This is a genomic window from Nonomuraea sp. NPDC050404, from assembly GCF_040655495.1.
GTDB lineage: Bacteria > Actinomycetota > Actinomycetes > Streptosporangiales > Streptosporangiaceae > Nonomuraea.
Window position 1 is genome coordinate 1 of sequence record NZ_JBFAKB010000081.1, and the last position, 2,666, is coordinate 2,666.

Consider the following 2,666-nt stretch of genomic DNA (forward strand, 5'->3'; position numbering starts at 1 on the left):
CCGAGCGGCTGCTGGGTGATCATGGAGTACGGGCCGGTCGAACGCGCGTGGATCTTGTCGTCGACCAGGTGGAGCAGCTTCAGGATGTAGATGTAGCCGACCGCGATCGGATACGGGAACGGCTCGCCGGAGCGGCCGTCGAAGAGCTTGGCCTTGCCGCTCTGCTGCACCATCCGGTCACCGTCGCGGTTGGGGATGGTGCTGTCGAGCAGGCCGACGATCTCCTGCTCGTGTGCGCCGTCGAAGACGGGGGTGGCCATGTTGGTACGCGGGGCGACCCTTTCGAAGCCCTTGTCGCGCAGCCGTTCGGCCCACGCCTCCTGGACGCCGGAGATGTCCCAGCCGCGGGCGGCGATCCAGCCCAGGTGGGTCTCCAGTACCTGGCCGACGTTCATCCGGCCGGGCACGCCCAGCGGGTTGAGGATGATGTCGACCGGGGTGCCGTCGTCGAGGAACGGCATGTCCTCGACCGGCAGGATCTTGGAGATGACGCCCTTGTTGCCGTGCCGGCCGGCCAGCTTGTCGCCGTCGGTGATCTTACGCTTCTGGGCCACGTACACGCGGACCAGCTCGTTCACACCGGGGGGAAGCTCGTCGCCCTCCTCGCGGCTGAACACGCGGACGGCGATGACCTTGCCCTGCTCGCCGTGCGGCACTTTCAGCGAGGTGTCACGGACCTCGCGGGCCTTCTCACCGAAGATCGCGCGCAGCAGCCGCTCCTCCGGCGTCAGCTCGGTCTCACCCTTCGGCGTGACCTTACCGACCAGGATGTCGCCGGGGACGACCTCGGCGCCGATCCGGATGATGCCGCGCTCGTCGAGGTCGGCCAGGACTTCCTCGGAGACGTTCGGGATGTCCCGGGTGATCTCCTCGGGCCCCAGCTTGGTGTCGCGGGCGTCGACCTCGTGCTCCTCGATGTGAATCGAGGACAGCACGTCGTCCTGCACCAGTCGCTGGGACAGGATGATCGCGTCTTCGTAGTTGTGACCCTCCCACGGCATGAACGCGACCAGCAGGTTCTTGCCCAGGGCCATCTCACCGTTGTCGGTGCACGGCCCGTCGGCGATGACCTGGTTGACCTCGACCCGGTCGCCCTCGGCCACGATCGGCTTCTGGTTGAAGCTGGTGCCCTGGTTGGAACGCTTGAATTTGGCGACGCGGTAGGTGGTGCGGGTGCCGTCGTCGTTCATGACGGTGACGTAGTCGGCGGAGACCTCCTCCACCACACCGGCCTTCTCGGCGCTGATGACGTCGCCGGCGTCGGTCGCGGCACGGTACTCCATGCCGGTGCCGACCAGCGGCGCCTCGCTCTTGAGCAGCGGCACGGACTGCCTCTGCATGTTGGAGCCCATGAGCGCGCGGTTGGCGTCGTCGTGCTCCAGGAAGGGGATCATCGCGGTGGCGACCGACACCATCTGGCGCGGCGACACGTCGATGTAGTCGACCTCCTCGGCACGGGCCAGTTCGGTCTCACCACCCTTGGTGCGGACCAGCACGCGCGGCTCGGCGAACGAGCCGTCGGAGTTGAGCACGGTGTTGGCCTGCGCCTTGACGTACCTGTCCTCCTCGTCGGCGGTCAGGTAGTCGACCTGCTCGGTGACCTTGCCGTCCACGACCTTGCGGTACGGCGTCTCGACGAAGCCGAAGGCGTTGATGCGCCCGTAGGAGGCCAGCGAGCCGATCAGGCCGATGTTCGGGCCTTCGGGGGTCTCGATCGGGCACATCCGGCCGTAGTGGGACGGGTGCACGTCACGGACCTCGAAGCCGGCCCGCTCACGGGACAGACCACCGGGGCCCAGCGCGGACAGGCGCCGCTTGTGCGTCAGGCCGGCCAGCGGGTTGGTCTGGTCCATGAACTGCGACAGCTGCGAGGTGCCGAAGAACTCCTTGATCGACGCCACCACGGGGCGGATGTTGATCAGGGTCTGCGGCGTGATCGCCTCGACGTCCTGCGTGGTCATCCGCTCGCGAACGACGCGCTCCATGCGGGCCAGGCCCAGGCGGACCTGGTTCTGGATGAGCTCGCCGACGCTGCGCAGGCGGCGGTTGCCGAAGTGGTCGATGTCGTCGACCTCGACGATGATCTCACGACCGTCGGCGCCGGGCCTCGACTCCTCGCCCGCGTGCAGGCGGACGATGTACTCGATCGTGGCGACGACGTCTTCTTCGGTGAGGGTGCCCTGGGTGATCTCAGAGTCCACCCCGAGCTTCTTGTTGATCTTGTAGCGGCCGACCTTGGCCAGGTCGTAACGCTTGGGGTTGAAATACAGGTTCTCCAGCAGGGTCTGCGCCGACTCCTTGGTCGGCGGCTCACCCGGCCGCAGCTTGCGGTAGATGTCGAGCAGAGCGTCATCCTGACCCGCGGTGTGATCCTTTTCCAGGGTCGCCCGCATCGACTCGTACTGACCGAAACGCTCGAGAATCTGCTCCGTGGTCCACCCCAGCGCCTTGAGAAGCACGGTGACGGCCTGCTTGCGCTTACGGTCGATGCGCACACCGACACTGTCGCGCTTGTCGATCTCGAACTCCAGCCACGCACCCCGCGACGGGATGACCTTGCAGCCGTACAGGTCCTTGTCGGACGTCTTGTCCACATTGCGTTCGAAGTAGACACCCGGCGAGCGGACCAGCTGCGAGACCACCACCCGCTCGGTGCCGTTGATGAT

1 protein-coding gene is annotated in these 2,666 nt (G+C 66.6%); it reads right to left on the reverse strand.

Going from position 1 to position 2,666, the window contains the following annotated elements:
• The coding region (gene rpoB / locus AB0I81_RS63880; protein ID WP_360680646.1) for a DNA-directed RNA polymerase subunit beta at positions 1-2,666 on the reverse strand (2,666 nt) is incomplete at both ends.